Origin of the sequence: Sporosarcina pasteurii (genome assembly GCF_041295575.1) — a bacterium.
Classification (GTDB): Bacteria; Bacillota; Bacilli; order Bacillales_A; family Planococcaceae; genus Sporosarcina; species Sporosarcina pasteurii.
Map to the genome: position 1 here is coordinate 186393 of NZ_CP160452.1, position 18925 is coordinate 205317.

General features: G+C 38.1%; 22 protein-coding genes and 1 pseudogene. 15 read left to right on the forward strand and 8 right to left on the reverse strand.

The window, feature by feature from the left end:
• Nucleotides 1-86 precede the first annotated feature (86 nt).
• From AB1H92_RS00885 to AB1H92_RS00895, 3 genes are read left to right on the forward strand one after another with little or no spacing between them, the layout of a single operon-like run.
• Nucleotides 87-287: a PLDc N-terminal domain-containing protein gene (locus AB1H92_RS00885; RefSeq protein WP_115359729.1), complete on the forward strand. Its 201-nt coding sequence runs from the start codon at nucleotides 87-89 to the stop codon at nucleotides 285-287.
• Between the two features lie 2 nt (nucleotides 288-289).
• Entirely contained in the window at nucleotides 290-1183 is an 894-nt protein-coding gene (locus AB1H92_RS00890) for an ABC transporter ATP-binding protein (protein WP_115359730.1), read from the forward strand.
• The gene (locus tag AB1H92_RS00895) at nucleotides 1183-1965 is read left to right on the forward strand and encodes an ABC transporter permease (RefSeq protein WP_115359731.1); all 783 of its coding nucleotides are present in this window, start codon (nucleotides 1183-1185) and stop codon (nucleotides 1963-1965) included. The genes AB1H92_RS00890 and AB1H92_RS00895 overlap by 1 nt, the downstream gene beginning before the upstream one ends.
• A gap of 109 nt (nucleotides 1966-2074) precedes the next feature.
• Here the strand turns inward: AB1H92_RS00895 and AB1H92_RS00900 are convergent, their stop codons facing one another.
• Together AB1H92_RS00900 and AB1H92_RS00905 are read right to left on the reverse strand one after the other, a co-directional pair.
• Complete coding sequence (locus AB1H92_RS00900; RefSeq protein ID WP_115359732.1) at nucleotides 2075-2308, reverse strand: hypothetical protein; 234 nt, start codon at nucleotides 2306-2308, stop codon at nucleotides 2075-2077.
• 216 nt (nucleotides 2309-2524) lie between these two features.
• A complete protein-coding gene (locus tag AB1H92_RS00905; protein WP_115359733.1) occupies nucleotides 2525-2710 on the reverse strand; it encodes a CsbD family protein in 186 nt (61 codons plus the stop codon).
• A 297-nt stretch (nucleotides 2711-3007) separates the two neighbouring features.
• On the opposite strand from AB1H92_RS00905, the gene AB1H92_RS00910 reads away from it, so the two are divergent.
• A complete protein-coding gene (locus tag AB1H92_RS00910) occupies nucleotides 3008-3433 on the forward strand; it encodes a hypothetical protein (RefSeq protein ID WP_115359734.1) in 426 nt (141 codons plus the stop codon).
• An 86-nt stretch (nucleotides 3434-3519) separates the two neighbouring features.
• A complete protein-coding gene (locus AB1H92_RS00915) occupies nucleotides 3520-3747 on the forward strand; it encodes a hypothetical protein (RefSeq protein WP_115359735.1) in 228 nt (75 codons plus the stop codon).
• 100 nt (nucleotides 3748-3847) lie between these two features.
• On the opposite strand, the gene AB1H92_RS00920 is transcribed toward AB1H92_RS00915, so the two are convergent.
• On the reverse strand, nucleotides 3848-4000 hold the full coding sequence (locus tag AB1H92_RS00920) for a hypothetical protein (RefSeq protein WP_166739453.1): 153 nt from the start codon (nucleotides 3998-4000) through the stop codon (nucleotides 3848-3850).
• A 423-nt stretch (nucleotides 4001-4423) separates the two neighbouring features.
• Between AB1H92_RS00920 and AB1H92_RS00925 the strand changes: the two genes are divergently transcribed.
• The gene (locus AB1H92_RS00925) at nucleotides 4424-5623 is read left to right on the forward strand and encodes a Bcr/CflA family efflux MFS transporter (RefSeq protein ID WP_115359736.1); all 1200 of its coding nucleotides are present in this window, start codon (nucleotides 4424-4426) and stop codon (nucleotides 5621-5623) included.
• A 289-nt stretch (nucleotides 5624-5912) separates the two neighbouring features.
• On the opposite strand, the gene AB1H92_RS00930 is transcribed toward AB1H92_RS00925, so the two are convergent.
• Nucleotides 5913-6239, reverse strand: coding sequence for a helix-turn-helix domain-containing protein (locus AB1H92_RS00930; protein WP_115359737.1), 327 nt, complete (start codon nucleotides 6237-6239; stop codon nucleotides 5913-5915).
• Nucleotides 6240-6345: 106 nt separating this feature from the next.
• Between AB1H92_RS00930 and AB1H92_RS00935 the strand changes: the two genes are divergently transcribed.
• Both AB1H92_RS00935 and AB1H92_RS00940 read left to right on the forward strand, forming a co-directional pair.
• A complete protein-coding gene (locus tag AB1H92_RS00935; RefSeq protein WP_115359738.1) occupies nucleotides 6346-7191 on the forward strand; it encodes a VOC family protein in 846 nt (281 codons plus the stop codon).
• 150 nt (nucleotides 7192-7341) lie between these two features.
• Nucleotides 7342-8421 (forward strand): AI-2E family transporter, encoded by a 1080-nt coding sequence (locus AB1H92_RS00940; RefSeq protein ID WP_115359739.1) that lies wholly within the window; start codon nucleotides 7342-7344, stop codon nucleotides 8419-8421.
• 116 nt (nucleotides 8422-8537) lie between these two features.
• Here the strand turns inward: AB1H92_RS00940 and AB1H92_RS00945 are convergent, their stop codons facing one another.
• Nucleotides 8538-9248: a hypothetical protein gene (locus AB1H92_RS00945; RefSeq protein WP_115359740.1), complete on the reverse strand. Its 711-nt coding sequence runs from the start codon at nucleotides 9246-9248 to the stop codon at nucleotides 8538-8540.
• Nucleotides 9249-9356: 108 nt separating this feature from the next.
• Here AB1H92_RS00945 and AB1H92_RS00950 point away from each other — a divergent pair, with 108 nt between their 5' ends.
• The 4 genes and pseudogenes from AB1H92_RS00950 to AB1H92_RS00965 all read left to right on the forward strand — a co-directional run bounded on the left by AB1H92_RS00950 (nucleotide 9357) and on the right by AB1H92_RS00965 (nucleotide 13534).
• Entirely contained in the window at nucleotides 9357-10619 is a 1263-nt protein-coding gene (locus AB1H92_RS00950) for an acetyl-CoA hydrolase/transferase family protein (RefSeq protein WP_370475544.1), read from the forward strand.
• A gap of 182 nt (nucleotides 10620-10801) precedes the next feature.
• Nucleotides 10802-11617, forward strand: a complete 816-nt coding sequence (locus AB1H92_RS00955) for an ABC transporter permease (RefSeq protein WP_115363989.1) — start codon at nucleotides 10802-10804, stop codon at nucleotides 11615-11617.
• A 95-nt stretch (nucleotides 11618-11712) separates the two neighbouring features.
• Nucleotides 11713-12414: pseudogene (locus AB1H92_RS00960) on the forward strand (ABC transporter ATP-binding protein); the annotation flags it as partial.
• Nucleotides 12415-12427: 13 nt separating this feature from the next.
• The gene (locus AB1H92_RS00965; RefSeq protein ID WP_115359743.1) at nucleotides 12428-13534 is read left to right on the forward strand and encodes an ABC transporter substrate-binding protein; all 1107 of its coding nucleotides are present in this window, start codon (nucleotides 12428-12430) and stop codon (nucleotides 13532-13534) included.
• Nucleotides 13535-13564: 30 nt separating this feature from the next.
• On the opposite strand, the gene AB1H92_RS00970 is transcribed toward AB1H92_RS00965, so the two are convergent.
• From AB1H92_RS00970 to AB1H92_RS00980, 3 genes are all read right to left on the reverse strand, one after another.
• A complete protein-coding gene (locus AB1H92_RS00970) occupies nucleotides 13565-14536 on the reverse strand; it encodes a multidrug resistance efflux transporter family protein (protein ID WP_115359744.1) in 972 nt (323 codons plus the stop codon).
• Between the two features lie 15 nt (nucleotides 14537-14551).
• A complete protein-coding gene (gene pepT, locus AB1H92_RS00975; protein ID WP_115359745.1) occupies nucleotides 14552-15778 on the reverse strand; it encodes a peptidase T in 1227 nt (408 codons plus the stop codon).
• 167 nt (nucleotides 15779-15945) lie between these two features.
• Nucleotides 15946-16170 (reverse strand): DUF2187 family protein, encoded by a 225-nt coding sequence (locus AB1H92_RS00980; protein ID WP_115359746.1) that lies wholly within the window; start codon nucleotides 16168-16170, stop codon nucleotides 15946-15948.
• Between the two features lie 484 nt (nucleotides 16171-16654).
• On the opposite strand from AB1H92_RS00980, the gene AB1H92_RS00985 reads away from it, so the two are divergent.
• From AB1H92_RS00985 to AB1H92_RS00995, 3 genes are read left to right on the forward strand one after another with little or no spacing between them, the layout of a single operon-like run.
• Nucleotides 16655-16792, forward strand: a complete 138-nt coding sequence (locus AB1H92_RS00985; RefSeq protein WP_166739563.1) for a hypothetical protein — start codon at nucleotides 16655-16657, stop codon at nucleotides 16790-16792.
• Nucleotides 16793-16810: 18 nt separating this feature from the next.
• Nucleotides 16811-18385 (forward strand): sodium/proline symporter, encoded by a 1575-nt coding sequence (locus tag AB1H92_RS00990; protein ID WP_115359747.1) that lies wholly within the window; start codon nucleotides 16811-16813, stop codon nucleotides 18383-18385.
• On the forward strand, nucleotides 18382-18864 hold the full coding sequence (locus tag AB1H92_RS00995; protein ID WP_115359748.1) for a hypothetical protein: 483 nt from the start codon (nucleotides 18382-18384) through the stop codon (nucleotides 18862-18864). The genes AB1H92_RS00990 and AB1H92_RS00995 overlap by 4 nt, the downstream gene beginning before the upstream one ends.
• Nucleotides 18865-18925: the final 61 nt, after the last annotated feature.

Below are 18925 nucleotides of genomic sequence, written 5' to 3' on the forward strand. Positions count from 1 at the left end.
TTTTAACAATGGTTCTGTTATATACATAGTATATCAGAGGTGGTATAATAAACTTAAATAACAATCAGGGAAAGGATGTGTCAACAATGACTGAGCTTGCTAGCATTCCGTGGAATTTAATATGGCCGCTGATTGCACTACAATTCATCTTAATGGCGATTGCGCTTATTGATATTAGCCGACATAGAAGAACAAACGGACCCGTTGTGATGTGGGTGCTTATCATAATTTTTATCAATTTACTTGGCCCTATTCTTTATTTCATTTTTGGAAGGAGGAATGGATAATTATGTTACTTCACGTTGAACAATTAACAAAAGCTTTCGGAGATGAAAAAGCAGCGAACCAACTATCATTTGAACTAACGAAACATACATCAACGGCACTCATTGGTCCAAATGGTGCAGGGAAAACAACAACATTATCGATGCTGGCGGGGTTGGTTACACCAACAGGCGGAAAGATTACGTTTCAAGAGGAGAAGCGCCAAGATAATAGGGAGTTAATAGGTTTTTTACCGCAATATCCGAAGTTTTTTCCTTGGATGACAGCACTTGAATTTACTGAAATGGCCGCGAGATTAAGTGGGATTCCTGCAAGAAAATCAAAAGTTGAGGCACAAAAAACACTTGAATTTGTTGGACTTGGGAATGCGTTGAGTAAGAAAACGATGACATTTTCAGGAGGTATGAAGCAACGTCTTGGGCTGGCGCAGGCAATTGTGCATAAACCTAAATTATTGTTGTTAGATGAACCTGTCTCTGCCCTTGATCCTGTCGGAAGAAGGGAGATTATGAATTTATTAAAAGAATTACAGCAAGAAGTGACGATTTTATACTCGACTCATATTTTGAATGATGCGGAAGAAATGACTGATAAACTTCTGTTTTTAAGAGAAGGCGAACTTGTTGAACAAGGTACGTTGGAAGACGTCAGAAACCGGCATGCTAATCCGCGCATTGTAATAGAGTTTATAAATGACAGCGAATTACAACGTTTTGTCAATCAAACATTATGGTACACAACGATTAAAGGTCCTAAGCTTTCAATTGATATAGAAAAAGAATCAATCAATATGTCCGGGGTGTTATCTGCATTATATGGAGGAGACTTTCAAATTCGCAAAGTCGAACAACAAACGGCGAGCTTAGAGGAAATCTTTATGAAAGTAGCGGTGATGTAATGGGGAAATTTCATGTACTTCTTCAAAAAGTATGGCGCGAGAATAGCCGTAATTTTAAAGTTTTATGGATCCCGTTATTTTTTATCATCTTTGGCGTAATGGAACCTTTAACAAATTATTATTTACCCGAAATTATGAAAAGCGTCGGGAATCTTCCAGAAGGAATGGAGTTCGTTTGGCCTGAATTTACCGGTGAAGAAATATTTATTTCTTTACTAGGACAATATCAAATGATAGGTATTCTTGTCATCGTCCTCGCATTTATGGGCAGTATTTCAGGTGAGCGTAAAAATGGTACAGCAACACTACTATACGTTCGTCCGATTTCATTTGGACAGTACTATTTAAGTAAATGGATTGTCATTAGTGGACTTGTCATCATTAGCCTTTTCCTCGGTTTCTTGAGTGCTTGGTATTATATTGAAATACTTTTTAGTCACGTGACCTTCATGCAATTTCTTGAGTTTTTTGCTGTTTATAGCTTATGGATGCTATTTGTCGTTACAGTTACACTCACTTGCAGTGCGGCATTTTCAACGGGTATCGCAGCAACGCTTTCATTAACAATTACTTTAGTGTTTCAAGTGATTGATAGCATCCTAGGCGCATATTGGTCGGTTTCTCCTTGGAAATTATCGACGTATGCAACGCATACGTTAAACGGTACAATAGAAAACTCAAGCTTCTGGTGGAGTGTGTTTGTAACGGCCATCCTCATCTTCGTACTAATTGTCCTCGGTATTTATATGTTAAAGAAAAACGCATCTAACGTAACAATTTGACACTTAAATTTATACTAAATTAATTTCCCCGGAAATAACGACAAACTTCGCGAATTGTCATACTTTCAGGAAAAACAGCGCTTCTCAGTAATAGAGAGGCGCTGTTTTGTTATGAACCAGGAAATTTATCTTGACTAGAAGATCTATTTTTAGAATCACGATGAACTTTTTCTTCCCTTTCTTCCATTTTTAAATCCTCAAGCGGAATTGGGTCCACGGTCTTCATATCTTCATGCATATCGTAAATACTTTCTTTATCAGTTTTTAAATGTTCGGGGTTATCCATAAAAGGACCTTCCGCATCTTTTCGATCTCGTTCAGTAAATGGTCTCTTTTTATCCAACTCATTCACGCTCCTTTCTAGGTAAATTCCTTTCTTATATCATTCACTTGTCATTGCGAAGCTAAACATGTTTAAAGCTCGTTTGTTTTTTTGCAAGGAGATGAGTATATAAATGGCAAGCATTTAATTCTAATTATTAATGTAACTCTAGGAGCAAACCGAAGATTTATTATAAAAAGAGCTGATTCACATTACTGAACAGCTCTTTTATCATGATTATTGCTTGTTAAATTTATCTTTCAATTCTCCAGTCTTTTTTTGCGCTTCGCCTTTAAGTTTGTCCAATTTTCCTTTTGCTTCTAGTTTTGCATTATCAGTAGCGTTCCCGACTTGTTCTTTCAACTCGCCTTTTGTTTCGTTAACAAAGCCCTTGATTTTATCAGAAAACCCTTTTCCGTTCATATGAAAAACCTCCAATTCGTAGTTAATTCGTAAATTCCCTGAGAATCAAATGATTAAACATGGCATACCGACCTAGTTTCACCTCAATTCGCTTATTTACAACAATATCCGCTAAAATAAGTAGTAAAGTACTATAATGTAATTTGCAAGATAAGACAAAGTAATTGTATCTTTTTGGTTATAGAGACAGTATACTTGATTGTAATAATTTTATAAATATTCTGTCATTTATTCTGGTGAACATGGGAAAATAATATTTAAAGAGCTTTAAATAAACCGTTAACAGGAGGAGATAATATGATTAGGAAAGGGCGTTTTGCAATTACGAATAGCAAAGAGTATGAATTGATCTCTTACCGCCGACAATACTATTTAAAATCAAAAGATATCCTCGACTTAGAAAGTGGTTTCACGGTGTTTAATGGGTTTAAAAATGAGTTTATAAAAAAAATATGTTTAACAGATTTAGATCATGCTTATGAAGTTTTTCCTTATGCAATACTTAAAAGTTATCGTTTCTCTATAGAAGGGATTAATGCAAAGACAGGGAAGGTAACGTTAGTAACGAGTAATCCTTTTGTGCAAAAAAAGATTAGCGTTAAATCTTATCGTAGCGGTGAATATATAGTTGAACTGCCTCTAAAAGACATAATCATTAAAGAAGAAAGAATTCCTATTCTCGGCTTCGAAAATATTCACGCTGTGCCATTCGGGCAGATTTAAAAACTTTAATTAGTAATGAATTAAGATTTATTGGATAGAATAAGGATTGAAATCGGTTATTCAGTAAAGCAGAAGGAGGAATTCAAATGATTCAAAGCCTCAGGATAGTTGAAGATGTTCTTGAAAATAGTTCACATCAAAGATGGCATTTCGAAGTTATCCTCGACGACAAGAAATATGAGGGCTATTATAAAGACGACGACGTTGATTGGTTTCAAATGCAGCCAGACCAAGATAATCATGCGATGCCGTTGGAGCAACTAGAAGATGAAGTAAAAAGGCGAATTAATGAATGGCTGTCAACACTTCAATAATAAGCGATATTGCTATAGGTACGAATAACTTTTAACCAACATAAGAAAAGAGCTACCGAAAACGGTAGCTCTTTCTGTTTGATCGAAAAATGAAGAAGTCTTATGACGATGTTCCTGTTCCTGAATTTTTATTCATTCCCATGGACATCCCTGTGAATGTCTCAACTTGTTTCATCAGTTTATTCCGCGCGTTCTTGTTTTGCATTAAGTACGCTGCACCGATTCCAAGTGCTGCTAAAGCCATTTTATTCACAATGTCTTCCTCCTCAAGGTAATATTTCGATCAATCATTAGCTTACCCATTGTGAAGAATTTTAACGGCCTATTTAGTTAGAAGTTAAAAAAGAAGGGATTTTAGACGCAATGTGGAAAAGGAAGGAATATGATGTAAATGTATATGTCTTGAAGAAACTTATTACGAAATCCATACAGTTTCAAAGGGAATTATATCAAGAAAGGTAATCGTATCTTCATTCAAAAGGTAAACAATTTTAAATTGAGGTTAGGGGAATTGTGAGTCTGAATCGAATTCATCGAATCGTTTTAAGGAATAAGTAAACTTTCTTTTCAAGAGACAACAAGATGTACAATGCTAGAATTATACGATAACATATAGCGAATAATTCAAACGTTATATTGAGAATTATTTCTTTGAAAAGAAAGGTTGTTTAAAAATTTGACTACAATAAATGGGATTAAACGGTTACGATTTGCGTTGCTTCTTGGTGCATTGGCGGCAATGGGACCATTGACAATTGATATGTACTTGCCTTCATTTCCTACAATTGTTGCGTCTTTTGACACGACGGCTTCTTTTGTTCAAGTAAGCTTAACCGCTTGTCTTTTAGGCATCGGAATTGGACAGCTTATACTTGGTCCGATGAGCGATGTCCATGGACGGAAGAAGCCGCTACTTATTGCACTTATTGTTTATTTTATTGCTTCTGCTCTATGTGCGTTTTCACCAAGCATCGGTTTTTTCATTGCAGCACGCTTCATGCAAGGATTTGCTGCTTCAGCAGGAATTGTGATTTCAAGAGCCATTGTCCGAGACGTATACAGCGGAAGTGCATTAACAAAGTTTTTTGCTCTGCTCATGCTCATTAATAATTTAGCACCTATTCTTGCGCCCGTACTAGGGGGCGGAATTCTTGCTTTTACTGATTGGACAGGAGTATTTGCGGTCCTAAGCGCAATTGGATTTTTATTATTTGCCATTGTGTTGTGGCGACTGGAAGAATCGTTACCGGAAGAAATGCGTGTGCCTAGCAATCTATCTGATACGATTAAAAACTTTGTTTCATTATTAAAAAACCGAGAATTTATGGGGTATGCACTTGCCCAGGGGTTTATTATGGCAGGGATATTTGCCTACGTCGCTGGAACACCATTTGTTTATCAAAATATTTATGGTGTATCACCACAAACGTTTAGCTTGTTGTTTGGCATGAATGGCTTGGGGCTTATTATGGGAACACAAACAGTAGGACGTCTCACTGGTGTTTTATCGGAAAGACGTTTTTTAGAAATTGGTTTAACTATGTCTATTAGTTCAGGGACACTTCTGCTCCTGGCGGTATTATTTAATGGACCGCTCATTACAATTGTCATACCAATCTTCTTTTTTGTCGCTTCAATTGGCGTCATTGCGACATCTTCATTTTCATTGGCCATGGAATCCCAAGGCCATATTGCGGGCAGTGCCTCGGCTTTATTGGGTTTGCTTCCTTTCGTGTTAGGGGCGATTACAGCACCGTTAGTAGGAATAGCAGGAGAAGAAACGGCAGTTCCAATGGGTGCAATTATCTTTTCATCAGCTTTAATTGCGGTCCTTTCATATATTTGGCTTGCAAGGGATAAAAAGATAGCCGTCTAATAAATAGCCGTCTACTAAAAATAAAGTAGATGGCTATTTATCTTTTAAAATAAAAGCTGAAGGTAGGAAATTCTATGCCAATAAAGCCGTCGCCTATCGTTCACCAATAAGGTTGATAGTTGTAAACATTGGAAGACAAAAAGAGTTAGCACTCATTTGCGGTGAACCAATTGAATTCAAAAACACATGCCTTTTGCCAGTTGCAAAAGGCATTTTTTTATTGTTGGTGGCGGTGGGCGACATCTTGTTATCAAACCTCTAGGCATTTATGAAATAAAATAGGGTGGTGTTAAGTAATAATCTCTTCTCTTGTTACCCATTTCTTCGACCAATTCTCAATCTCATTCATAATCGGCAATAGTGCCATGCCTTTTTCGGTTAATGAATATTCAATTCGTACAGGGGTTTCTGGATAAACGTTTCGGATGACAAAATCTTGTTGTTCTAAATCCTTCAGGCGCTCCGATAATGTCTTTCCACTGATACCAAGCTTATCGGTCATGGTGCAAAAGCGTTGTGGACCAGCCATTAATTGATACAAAATAAGTGCAGTCCAGCGTTGGCTTAAGATGGATACTGTTTTTTCGAAACGAGGACAGAGTTCAAATTCGTTCATAGATAAAGCACCTTTCATTGAAATAAATAGTAGTTGACAATTAACATTGTAACATATAAAGTTAGTTACATAAAGTAAGTAAGTTACTATTCGGGAGGGAATATAAATGAATTATCATAAATCACCTTGCACATATACTGGAGAAGTTTATTTAAATGTGATGAACTTAGATAGAAGTAAGCAATTTTACACAGAAGTCATTGGATTAAAAATTCTTGACGAAGAGAAAAATAAGGTTGTATTTACAGCAGACGGTAGGATGCCGCTCTTAATAGTTGAGCAACCTGACAACGTTATTCCAAAAGAACCGAGAAGAACCGGTTTATATCACTTCGCACTCTTATTACCAAATAGAGCAGATTTAGGCATGCTTATTAAGCACTTTGTAAAACATAATGTTGCACTGGGAGCATCTGATCATAAAGTGAGTGAAGCCCTTTATTTATCAGATCCAGACGGTAACGGAATTGAGATTTATACAGACCGTCATCCGGACGTTTGGAATTGGGACAATGGGAAAGTTGCGATGAGCACAGATCCACTAGATGCAGAAAGTGTTGTGGCTGAAAGTGAAGGGCAAGAATGGAGTGGACTTCCTATGGGCACGCTAATGGGACATATCCATTTACACGTTGCCAATTTAGCGGAAGCAGAAACGTTCTATAATGCACTTGGGTTTGAAGTTGTTGCACATTATCCGCAAGCATTATTTATGGCAAACGGAAAGTATCACCATCATATCGGATTGAATACTTGGCACGGCGGGGGAGATGCCCGTCCGTCAGAAAACAGTGTAGGGCTACAAGCGTACACACTAATCTACCCAACTGAATCCGTATTGAAGGATGCGATTGGAGAAGTGCAAGCTTTAGGAAGTAAAGTGACCTCTGACGTTAACCGTTTTATTGTAGAAGATCCATCGGGCAACCGAATTTTCCTTCACGTTGAATAAAGAAAAAATGGACAGAGTCATTAACAGAAAAGTTAATGGCTCTTCTATTGTCGAAAAATGTGAAACTTTCATCGAATTTTCACGTAAAACAACGTATACTTTATAGAAAGCCTACATAACTAAGGTTATTGGAAAGGAGTGGAGAATATAGTGACAAGAAAAGTGTGGTTTCAATTCGGTGTTGGGATCTTATTAACATTGCTGATTATAAAATACTTTATTGAAATCAATTGGATTTTAGAGCCGCTTCTCATAATTGCAAAAACGATCTTTGTACCTTTATTATTAGGAGCTGTTCTTTTTTATATTACAGAGCCAATTCAACGAGTTTTAGAAAAATATAGGGTGCCACGTTGGGGAAGTATTTTGTTGATATTAATAAGTGCTGTGGGCGCTATATGGCTCTTCTTATCATTTATTGGACCGCCTGTTGGGCACCAAGTAGATAAACTAGCGAAAAATACGCCTACGATTGCAAAAGAGATCACGAATCGAACAGAGTATATTTTGCAACACAGAGAAGATTTACCGCCTCAAGTGAATGAAGCGATTGACAAAGCTGCAAATTCAGTACAGTCAATTGCAGTTGTTTTTGGTAAATTAATTGTCTCTTTCTTCCAGTCCGTTTTACAAGCAACATTTACATTAATTCTTGTGCCATTCTTCTTTATTTTTATGTTGAAAGATCATGAAAAATTGTCGCCTTTTGTTTGTAAGTTCTTTACAGGCGAAAAGAAAGCTTGGGTTCAAAAGACGCTCGGAGATATGAATACGGTACTCCGGACTTATATTCAAGGTCAATTGTTAATTAGCTTTTTATTGGCAGTGATTATGTATATTGGCTACTTAATTATAGGACTAGAATATGCGCTGTTACTTGTTATCTTTGCCTTCTTTATGAATGTGATACCGTTTATCGGTCCTTGGATTGCATTTATCCCGGCTTTAATTATTGGTTTCTTACAAGATCCTATGATGGTTATTTGGGTGAGCCTCGTGACTTTGATTGCACAACAGACTGATAGTAATTTAATTACACCGAATGTTATGGGAAAAACGTTAGACATTCATCCACTTACAGTGATTACAATCATTTTGGCAGCTGGAAATATTGCTGGTTTCTTTGGCATCTTACTTGCGATTCCTGGATATGCGGTAGGTAAAGTGATTATCAGTAATATTTACGAAAGAAGAAAAGAAATCAAGCTTGCTGCCACAAAGAGTGTATAGGTAGATTCGGGTTTCTGAATAAAAAAACACAGCTAATGATAATCGGTGTTGCATAAAAAGTTAATTGTAGATAAAAAGGAAGTTTCTTAAACGAAACTTCCTTTTTATTATGGAGATTATTTCAATGGACAAAATCCACATTGCATAAGGCCTGGGACATCTTTGGATAAGCAACATGTTTTTCTGACTTTCGTGTTGAGTAATGCACTTGGTTCATGACCTTTTAAATACCTCGCGAAAAGAGATTCCTTTGCAATTCCTTTCCATAAATTATCTTCTTTTAATAGGGTTAAGTCCATTCTTGCTTCCTCAGAAGTTGCGGGGTTTTCTAATAAGACGTGGTAATGCCATAATAAGAACCCGAAGATATTTTCCCACAAAGTGAGTGATGAAATATTCGCTACGGATCGAACTTGTTGAATAATCGCGTGGCATTCATCGTGTAAAATGTGACGTATCATTTTTTTGCGTTCAATTTCCGGTACATCGACAAAATCCCCTTTATTCACAAACATACTAATCGATGGGTTTCCGTATTCAGTTTTTGCACCGAAAATAAACTGGTCAAGGTTCCCGCTCCATATTTCATCATAGGCTGCTAATTGATAAAATTGCATGGAAATAAACATCCCAAAACGGCGCAGAAAATAGGAAGCAGCAACAGTTTGATTTGGGCTTTGGCTAACCGTTTGGATGGCGTGCAAAACAGAATCTATTTTATGGGCATGTAACAAATCTTTTAATGTGAATAGCGGCTGCTCAGGTTGTTCGACATATACGCTATACATATTTAATTGTCTAATTTGGTCAGTTGTTAGTTTTGTCATACTTTGATTATAACGAATCGTTATCAGAATACAATCACTCTTTTAAATGTTGAGCGAGCGCTCAGTCTGTTATATACTATGAGTAAGGAGGGAAATAATTTGTCTAGAATGCTATCAAACAATGATTTTATTGCATTAGTTGAACAAGACGCGGATCTTATTTTACCAATTGCGAACGGTGAACCCATTCGTTTATTAAATATACTAGAAGAAAACTATACTCGTTTACAAAACGTGAAAATTCATCAATTATTAGCTTTGAAAGAACGAGCTTATATAGAAGGAAAAATGCCTGGACATCTTTCCCATACTTCCTACTTTTTAAGCGGCGCAACGAGGAAGGCATTTGCAAACGGAACTGTTGAACTTGTTCCAAACGTTTTTCACGAGGTGCCAAGAATATTAAGAAAGACAACGAATCTGTCAATGGTGTTGGCGGTCGCATCACCGATGGATGAGCATGGATATTTTTCATTAGGTACACAAGCGGATTATGTAGCGGAATTTATTGGAAAAGTTCCATTTGTCTTAGAAGTGAATGAGCACATGCCTCGTACATTTGGGGAAAATCAAATTCATATTAGCCAAGTGGCTGGTTATGTTGTGAATCATGTTCCTTTATCGGAAATACAGGCACCGCCTATCAGTGAAAAAGACATGAAGATTGCACAATATGTAGCAAATGAAATTCGTGATGGAGATACGCTTCAAATAGGGATTGGGGCAATTCCAAACGCGGTTATGGGGATGTTAAAGAACCATAAACATCTTGGCATCCATACCGAAATGTTGCCGGATAGTGTCGTGGATCTTATCGAAGCGGGGGCAGTAGACGGTACACGCAAGTTCACCAATCAAGGAAAAGTAGTGGCTTCCTTTATTTATGGCAGTAAGAGGCTCTATGATTTTGTTCATAAAAATCCTTCTATTGAAATGTTGCCTGTCAGTATCGTAAATGATCCTCGTGAACTGGCAAAAGAGCAAAATCTTGTCTCTATTAATGCGACGACCGAGGTCGATTTATACGGTCAATGTGCATCGGAAACTGTCGCTGGCCAATACTATTCTTCGACGGGTGGGCAAGCTGATTTTGCTCGCGGCGTTCGTTTTTCAGAATATGGAAAAGGATTTATTTGTATGCACTCTACGGCTAGAAACGATACCATTTCTAGAATTAAGTTACAGTTAACGCCAGGATCCGTCGTCACTACTTCTAAGAATGACGTTGATTACATTGTGACTGAATACGGGATTGCTCATTTGTACGGAAAATCCCTTTCCCAGCGTGCAGAAGCGCTAATTGACATTGCACATCCAAAATTCAGAGAAGAACTTTCATTTGAAGCTAAAAAAATAGGTTTATTTGTCTAATTTAAAGAAGAAAATTCACAGTCAATGGGGACTGTGAATTTTTTTCATTTACAGATCTAGGTGCATCTCAATTGTTGAAATCCCGTGAAAATTGATTGAATTAATCGTTTCTAGACGTGTGCCCAGCACATCTACCCATGGGTTTACATACAATTGTTATGAAGAGGTGGTGAACGTTGAGTATAAAAGAGACGGAGCTTCAAGGAAATCCGTTTGAAATTGAACAACGTGAATGGAAAAGAAGGCAGAAGAACGAACGCTGGAAGCAGATGTTAACAATCGCATCACCAATATTACTATTAATGTTATGGGAGTTTCTATCGAGGACAGGATTAATGGATATTCGATTTTTCCCGCCACCAACCGCCATTATGGGAACATTTTGGGAAATGATTTCAAATGGTACGCTTTTTGAACATATTGGAATCTCCTTGTATCGAATTATTTTAGGGTTTCTCCTCGGTGTCATTCCTGGTGTCGTCATCGGTTTATTAATGGGGCTTTATTCGCCAATTCGACATTTTATTTCACCCATTGTCATGGCGCTCATGCCGATTCCTACGTTAGCGTTACTTCCAATCATTATTATTTTATTCGGAATTGGGGATTTGTCGAAGGTGATTACGATTGCTGGAAGTGTGTTTTTCCCAGTCGTGATTAATACGGTAGCGGGTGTCATTAATATTGACTCCATTTACTTAGACGTTGCGAAAAACTATGGGGCAGGGAAAGTGAACTTTTTCCTGAAAATCGCATTGCCAGGTGCATTGCCCGTCATGTTAGAAGGCATCCAAATGGGGCAGGCGATTGCACTGTTAACGATCGTGGCAGCTGAAATGATGGGAGCCACATCGGGAATCGGATTTTTAATCTGGACCTCCTACAAAGCTTTTTTACTCAAAGAAATGTACGTAGGACTGATTCTTATTTCATTTTTCGGCTACCTTTTTTCGATAATGCTTCGTGGATTACAGAAAAAAATGTTGCCGTGGAGGTGAATATATAGGTGGGTAAAAAAGCAAAGATTGAAATTACGAACTTAACGAAAGCATTTTATAAAAAACAAAACAGTGTCACTGCATTGGATGATATTTCATTGACCATTGAAGACGGGGAGTTTATTTGTCTTGTCGGTCCAAGCGGCTGTGGAAAAACGACGCTTTTAAGAATACTTGCTGAACTTGAAACGCCAAGTGTAGGCAAATTTACGATTATGACTGAAAATGAAGGACGCCCTCTGCAATCGATGGTTTTTCAAGAAAGAGGCATTATTCCTTGGTTAACTGTTGAGGAAAATGTTGAATTCGGGCTGAAAATGCGTCATCTCCCGAAAGATGTGATTCGTGAAAGGACAGCGTATTATTTAAAGAAAACAGGTCTTGATAAATTTTCAACGCTTTATCCAAAAGAACTCTCCGGCGGAATGAAACAAAGGGTAAGTATTGCCCGTGCATTCGCAAATGATCCGGAGATTTTACTCATGGATGAACCGTTTGCCGCGTTGGATGAGCAAAATAAATTTATTTTACAAGAGGAGTTACTATCGATTTGGGAAGAGACTGGGAAAACGGTGCTATTTATCACGCATAGTATCGATGAAGCGTTACTACTCAGTGATCGGATATTATTAATGAGTGCACAGCCTGGAAAAATAATTCATGAGATTAGAATTGATTTACCACGTCCGAGAAAAGTGGAGGATATTCGAGAAAATCCTGAAATGGCCGCAAAATTTGTTGAAATATGGCAGCATTTACAAGAAGAAGTTCAGAACTCAAGAAAAGAAAAGGATTGAAAGGAAGAGGTTTATGACGAAGTGGTTTAAAAGCGGATGGCTCATTCCACTTTTCGCGTTAGTCCTCGTATTAGGCGCTTGTTCTTCAAAGGAAACCGGGAAGTCGCCGGTGAACAATGACCCACAAGATACCTCAGAAGCAGCGCATCCCTCCGGAGATTTAGCGCCACTTGAGAAGCGTGAAAAGGTTGTCATTGCTGAAGATGGAGCGGCCTCAGGAGCAGGCTTCTATATCGCTACTGAGAAGGGATATTTCGAAGACTATAATATTGAAGTGGAGTTTGCACAGTTTAGCAACAGTGATGAAATGTTACCAGCGCTTGCAGCAGGTGAAGTGGATATTGCAGGTGGCGTATCAACAGCTTCTTTCTTTAATGCGATTGCGCAAGGGATTGACGTCAAAATTATTGCAGATAAAGGTCATAATGTTCCAGGAAAATCTTATTTTACTTTCGTGATCGGTAATCATATGGTTGATGAAATAAAAGACTATGCAGATTTTAGGGGTAAGAGAATTGCCGTTTCTTCTCATAATTCAATCGATGAATACATTTTTGAAGAGATGATTAAACATGCGGGGCTTACAAAAGATGATGTTGAATTTGTCCTCATGAGTGATTTTGGTAGTATGCTTGGTGCAATTGATGGGGAGACGATTGATGCCGCGCTGAATATTGAACCACTTATTACGCAAGGTATTGAAAACGGCTTTCATGTTCGATTTGGAGATGCAACAGATTATGCACCTGAATCACAAATTGCATTGGTGCTAGGTTCGCCTAACTTTATGAATGTAGAAAAAGACGTTTCGCTTCGTTTTATGGCAGCCTACTTAAAGGGTGTTCGCGATTATAACGATGCCTTTATCAAAGATATAAACAAAGATGAGATTATAGAAATTATGACTAAACATACAGCTATGAAGGATCCTGAGTTGTGGGAAAAGGTGCATGTGACAGGATTAGATCCTGATGGAAAAATGTTTATAGATGATATTATTAGACAATACGATGCGTATAAGGAAAATGGCGCAATTCGTGGAGATGTTGACTTTGACAAAGCAATCGATACATCGATTACTGAAGAAGCAGTTGAAATAATAGGGGAATATGAACATTAATTAATTTTGTGAGCTAGTGCTTTTGGGGCACTAGCTTTTTTGCTTGTTGAATATCATATTGGAATGACCATACGCGGCATGAAAGCTATGTAAGGACATGCCAATAATAATGATAACTATACCGATTAAGGCAATAGGTGTTGGAAGGGCAATCCCAAGAATGGACATTTCGCCGAGAATAACAAAAATTAACTGCGTGGACTGTGTTGCCTCCACTGCGGCTAACTTTCCTTGGTCATTGCGTACACGGTCGGTGGCCATAAAAAATAAGGTTGTCGCAATAACGCCTGAACTAACTCCGACGATAAACGATTGAATAAGTTGGCTCAAAGAAGGTGGACCAACTGTGATTAATGCAATTACGGCTATGACCACCCAAATAGGAATTGTCATCATCGTCATCATAAGTACACGCTGAAATGTATCGAGCCGACCGCCTAGCAATTCCATCATCTTACGATTGCCTAAAGGATAAGCAAATGCTGCAAATACTATCGGCAATACACCAAATAGCAACGTCTTGCCGGTCACGGTTTGAGCGTGTGGAATTTGAATGAGCACGACGCCAATTAGAATAATGAACGTAATACTTAAAGAAACAAGCGGTATTTTATGACGGACTTTCCGTATGCCATGTTCAGTTTGGATAATTAACATAAAAAATGGTGTCAGGAGCACACCAGCGACAATCGTTAATTGCCACGTTCCGGCTACTAACCATCCGGGACTGAAAGCGGCGGCATACGTTAGCGGTGCATAAAATAATACAAAAGCAACAATGCTCCAAAGAAAAATGGGTACTGTTTGTTGACGCACTTCCTTTTTTATTGGTTGGAAACCTTTTCGATAATAAACAATCGCCAATAAAAATGGCAACATAAAAAAGAAGCGGAGGGAGGAGCTCCATAACCAGCTCCCTCCTGATAATTCCATAGATCGATTTAAAATAAACGTGACTGCAAAAAAGATAGAAGAAAGGACCCCAATACCGATTTCCCTCAAAGTAATCGTCTCCTTTTACGCACGTCCTTCAAAAAGCTGTACAGTTTCGATAATGACTTTCGTCGCAAGTACCATGTTATCGGCCGAAATATATTCATATTTGCCGTGGTAATTTTCGCCACCCGTAAAGATATTTGGTGTTGGCATGCCCATGTAAGAAAGCTGTGAGCCGTCTGTTCCACCTCGAATTGGTACGATATTTGGTTCAATAGCTAGTTTTTTGAACGCATCTGAAACAATGTCGACAATTTCCATGACAGGTTCAATTTTTTCTCGCATATTATAATATTGGTCTTCAACTTTGATTTCTAATGTATGCTTACCGTATTTATCCTGTAAAGTTGCTGCCGTATCGAGCATAAGTTGTTTTCGATTTTTAAAAGTCTCGTGGTCAAAATAACGAATAATATATCGAAGTGTTGATTCCTCAACGTCACCTTCGAACTGCATTAAATGCACAAAACCTTCATAGCCATCCGTCTTTTGTGGAATTTCATCCGCAGGCATCGCGTTTTGGAACTCATTCGCAAGTAAGATTGAGTTGACCATTTTGTCTTTTGCAGAACCTGGATGCACACTTGTTCCGTGGAATTTCACTTCGGCGCCAGCCGCATTGAAGCTTTCATATTGCAGCTCACCTAACGGGCCTCCGTCCATCGTGTAAGCAAACTTGGCACCAAATTGTTCAACGTCAAATTTATGAGGGCCGCGACCAATCTCCTCATCTGGTGTAAAGGCAATGCGAATTTTCCCGTGTTTAATCTCAGGATTTGCAAGTAAATATTCCATTGCTGTAACAATTTCCGCAATCCCCGCTTTATTATCCGCACCAAGAAGTGTCGTCCCGTCAGTTGTAATTAATGTATGTCCTACATAGTTCTTTAATTCAGGAAACTCACTGACAGCCATCACTGTGTCTTCATTCAACTGAACATCTTTCCCATCGTAGTTATCAATCCGTTGTGGTTTCACGTTTTTCCCTGTGTAATCCGTTGCTGTATCTACATGTGCAAGAAATCCAATCGTTGGAACTTCTTTGTCTGTATTGGCAGGGAGTGTTGCGAATAAATACCCATTTTCATCAAGCGTAATTTCTTCTAATCCAACCTCTTCAAGTTCCTTTTGTAAAACATGAAGCAAATCCCATTGTCCTGGCGTTGTTGGACACTCCGTACTATTAAAGTCTGATTGTGTATCTATTTTTGCGTAACGGACAAGTCTTTCAATTAATTTTTCTTTCATAATATAATAGCCTCCTCATTGACGATGTGTTTATCTTATCAGATTTTTTTGATTAAGTGGAAGCATTCGCGAGGAATTGAGGAGATGGATAGGGTAATCATCTCTTAAAAAAGAAAAAACGTCTTGTTTTCCGACAATTACCGGAGAACAAGACGATAAAATAGCGATTACTCGACTACTGAATAATTCTTATGGGATACAACTGTAAGATTTGAGGCAGCTCCAATTAAATCAGCATCCTCATTAGATAGTTGAACAATTACAGAGTTTTCTAGAATCTTGTAAATTATTCCACTGACTTCATGGTTATTACGAACAAATGAAATTTTTTCATCGACTTTGCGTGCTGCAACAAAATCCGATATTGGTCTTTCCTTACGTGGAAAAGCCATTCGAATCCCTCCCAAATGGTATCTATTTATCTTAGACGTGAATGTAAAAAGGCCTAGGCTATGCCTAAGCATATCAGTCGTCGAAGACAAGAAAACAAGTTACTGATACAAATCAATAAGACTTGTACATACTAGTATACCATATTTAGTAGAGTTATGGGGAATCCCTTGTAGAATATCGATCTGAGATTGATTAGAAAAAAGGTCTTTAAAATTGTTGTTTTGACTACCTACCTTGAAATGAATGAACGAAAAGTATAGAAAATCAGTCATTCATTTTACATTATGTGAAATGACTAATTTAAATTATTAGAATAGACTCTATATTAAGTGATTGGAGAATGCGTGTATTAAAAGTTTATCAGATTGGTAGATAAATGCTACTTCATAAATAGAGTTTATTCTAAACATAATCAGCTTGGACCGAAAATGAAAGATGTGCCTTATGTATTTGTACGAAACTGACTAGAAATGAGGTGAAAAATTGTTCAACTTACCTGCAGAAACGTTTTGGTTAATCGTACCTTGGCCGTTTATTTGGGTTGGATTTGCGCTTGTGATGTATTTCAAAATGAAAAGAGAAGACGACGAAGAACTAAATGAAGAGAAAATACAAGAGTAGTGTCTTGGAGGGGAAACTATGAGCTTGGATGGAATCATTTTTATCGTCTATTTAGGGGTTCTCTTAAGTATTGGTCTTTGGTTTTCACGTAAATCATCTGAGTCAACTGAGCAATATCTACTCGGGGGCAGATCACTTGGTCCAGCGGTAACCGCCATGACGATGCAAACAACAGCAATGAGTGGATTTATGTTTATGGGTGCACCAGCGATGGCTTTTCAATATGGTTGGTATGCTGTTTGGTACGCCATTGGAGATGCAGGGGGTTCAATCGTCAATCTTTCTGTGTTAGGGAAGCGGATGAGACGCATGTCTGAAAAGTTGGGAGCGCTTTCACCGATAGAATACTTAGAAAAAAGATTTGAAAGTGCGAGCGTTCGCGTCGTTGGATCCGTTATTTCTATCGTTTTTCTATTCGGCTATGTTTGTGCTCAGTTTATTGCTGCAGGTAAAGCGATGTCGACGCTCACTGGTTTTCCATATGAAGCGTCGTTGATTATTGGGATAAGCGTAATTTTAATCTATACAGTAGCAGGCGGTTATTTAGCTGTTGCTTACACGTCTTTTGTCCAAGGGATGATCATGGTTTTAGGTGTTGTGGGTATTGGAATACTAGCCTATTTTCATGTAGGCGGATTATCAGGACTAAACGCTTCTTTAGCGGCAATTGATACATCGTACTTAAGTATTTGGGGGAAGGATTTAGCTTTCTATGGTCAATGGGGAGTTGTGTTAGGTGCGATTTTGATTTATTCCATCGGCTACATGGGGTTGCCTCACGTTGTTGTTAGACATATGTCTATGAAAAGTACAAAGACGGTTAAAGGTGCCGTCCTAATCGGTGCGATTTGGAACCAGTTCTTTATTTTCGTGCCGTATATTTTAGGGCTGATTGGAATTATATTACTACCGACAATTGCAGACCCAGAAATGGTGATTACAGAGTTAGCCTATACACTGTTCCCAGGGATTTTTGCGGCACTTCTATTATCTGCAATTATGTCTGCGGTTATGTCTACTGCAGATTCGATATTAATGCAAGCGGGCTCTATTTTATCTAGAGATATTTACCAACGGTTTATTAATAAAGATGCGAGTCAAAAAACAATGGTACTCGTATCGAGACTTTGTATTTTAGCGGGTGGGATTGTGGGCGTAATCGTTGCTATTTATGAGCCACCTTCAATTTTTGCACTAGTCGTTTTTGCTTTTGGAACATTAGGAAATACGTTTCTCGTTCCTTACGTTGCCTCTGTTTATTCTAAAAAAGCAAATGCGATGGGTTGTTTATTTGCAATGATAGGCGGAGCAACGACCAATATTGTTTGGACATCGATGAGTTTAGAAGGCCCAACTGGTTTTCATCCATTTTTGGCAGGTTTACTCGTATCGATTGCGGGGATGATTATAGGCAGTCAATTTGGCAGTGAACCGTCTCAAGATATTCAAGAAATCTTTGAGGAATCCAGAAAGAAACGTACATTTTCAAGTGGCTTTGACAAAAACATTGCGCGCGATCTTGCACCGGAAGCAAGTCAGATTTCTAAACTTTTAGCGGAAGAAAGTAGCTCTTATAAGGACAATTACTCATGAAAACGTTATTGATGCAGGAGACGGTTTTTGTTGAGAAAGATGTGTTAAAGGGATTACACCAATTTGATAAGGAGGCCGAAGTTCAAATTAATCGGTTGATTTATTACCCCTATTATTTCTTTGAATTTGAAGTACATGCGAAAAGTCTATTGAAATTTAACGGGAAGGTAGGGTGTACCGTCGATGCGCTCGGCGGTCGGGGGGCAATTGTAGACGTACAACCTGAGTTCTTTGCAAGCCAAGTTGAACACGTAGCCATTCCATCAATAGTCATAGTACAAGAAGAAGCTAGTAAAATAGCGGAAGAATTTGTCTTTGAACATGCTTCAACAAAAGCGAAGTTTATTACAACGCCGAAAATAAAGCAAACTAGCAGTCAATTGTTTTATCGGCCTTTTTGGATAGCGGAATATAGGCGAAATAGTGAGGGGCAACAGTTAATTGTCGATGCAGTGAGTGGAAGTTATCATCCATTGTGATGTCATTACCTTTATTGAATTAGAATGATTATTCGTTAATAGAAATCCGTCATCCCTTTTG

What these genes read in the sequence shown, in the direction of transcription:
- AB1H92_RS00980 (WP_115359746.1), bottom strand. Translation starts at nt 16,170, where the DNA reads ATGGCTTTTCCACGTAAGGAAAGACCAATATCGGATTTTGTTGCAGCA.
- AB1H92_RS00935 (WP_115359738.1), top strand. Translation starts at nt 6,346, where the DNA reads ATGAATTATCATAAATCACCTTGCACATATACTGGAGAAGTTTATTTA.
- pepT (WP_115359745.1), bottom strand. Translation starts at nt 15,778, where the DNA reads ATGAAAGAAAAATTAATTGAAAGACTTGTCCGTTACGCAAAAATAGAT.
- AB1H92_RS00890 (WP_115359730.1), top strand. Translation starts at nt 290, where the DNA reads ATGTTACTTCACGTTGAACAATTAACAAAAGCTTTCGGAGATGAAAAA.
- AB1H92_RS00885 (WP_115359729.1), top strand. Translation starts at nt 87, where the DNA reads ATGACTGAGCTTGCTAGCATTCCGTGGAATTTAATATGGCCGCTGATT.
- AB1H92_RS00990 (WP_115359747.1), top strand. Translation starts at nt 16,811, where the DNA reads ATGAGCTTGGATGGAATCATTTTTATCGTCTATTTAGGGGTTCTCTTA.
- AB1H92_RS00905 (WP_115359733.1), bottom strand. Translation starts at nt 2,710, where the DNA reads ATGAACGGAAAAGGGTTTTCTGATAAAATCAAGGGCTTTGTTAACGAA.
- AB1H92_RS00895 (WP_115359731.1), top strand. Translation starts at nt 1,183, where the DNA reads ATGGGGAAATTTCATGTACTTCTTCAAAAAGTATGGCGCGAGAATAGC.
- AB1H92_RS00995 (WP_115359748.1), top strand. Translation starts at nt 18,382, where the DNA reads ATGAAAACGTTATTGATGCAGGAGACGGTTTTTGTTGAGAAAGATGTG.
- AB1H92_RS00930 (WP_115359737.1), bottom strand. Translation starts at nt 6,239, where the DNA reads ATGAACGAATTTGAACTCTGTCCTCGTTTCGAAAAAACAGTATCCATC.
- AB1H92_RS00910 (WP_115359734.1), top strand. Translation starts at nt 3,008, where the DNA reads ATGATTAGGAAAGGGCGTTTTGCAATTACGAATAGCAAAGAGTATGAA.
- AB1H92_RS00915 (WP_115359735.1), top strand. Translation starts at nt 3,520, where the DNA reads ATGATTCAAAGCCTCAGGATAGTTGAAGATGTTCTTGAAAATAGTTCA.
- AB1H92_RS00945 (WP_115359740.1), bottom strand. Translation starts at nt 9,248, where the DNA reads ATGACAAAACTAACAACTGACCAAATTAGACAATTAAATATGTATAGC.
- AB1H92_RS00965 (WP_115359743.1), top strand. Translation starts at nt 12,428, where the DNA reads ATGACGAAGTGGTTTAAAAGCGGATGGCTCATTCCACTTTTCGCGTTA.
- AB1H92_RS00950 (WP_370475544.1), top strand. Translation starts at nt 9,357, where the DNA reads ATGCTATCAAACAATGATTTTATTGCATTAGTTGAACAAGACGCGGAT.